The sequence below is a fragment of the Mesorhizobium sp. M7A.F.Ca.CA.001.10.2.1 genome, from assembly GCF_003998575.1.
Lineage (GTDB): Bacteria > Pseudomonadota > Alphaproteobacteria > Rhizobiales > Rhizobiaceae > Mesorhizobium.
Genome location: NZ_RZQY01001371.1, coordinates 1 through 429 on the forward strand (window position 1 = coordinate 1; position 429 = coordinate 429).

A 429-nucleotide genomic window follows, 5' to 3' on the forward strand; every position below is an offset into this window, starting at 1 on the left:
GGTAGGCACCATCTCCGCCAATGGCGATGCCGAGATCGGCCGTTTCCTCGCCGAGGCGATGGAGAAGGTCGGCAATGAGGGCGTCATCACGGTGGAGGAGGCCAAGACCGCCGAGACCGAACTCGAAGTCGTGGAAGGCATGCAGTTCGACCGCGGCTATCTCTCGCCCTATTTCATCACCAACCAGGACAAGATGCGCGTCGAACTCGATGAGCCTTATGTGCTGATCCACGAGAAGAAGCTCTCCAACCTGCAAGCGATGCTGCCCGTGCTTGAAGCCGTGGTGCAGTCGGGCAAGCCGCTCTTGATCATCGCCGAGGATGTGGAAGGCGAGGCGCTGGCGACGCTGGTCGTCAACAAGCTGCGCGGCGGCCTCAAGGTCGCGGCCGTCAAGGCGCCGGGCTTCGGCGACCGCCGCAAGGCCATGCT

At 63.2% G+C, this 429-nt stretch carries 1 pseudogene; it reads left to right on the forward strand.

The features are described from left to right. Positions 1–429: pseudogene (locus EN964_RS37145) on the forward strand (TCP-1/cpn60 chaperonin family protein); the annotation flags it as partial.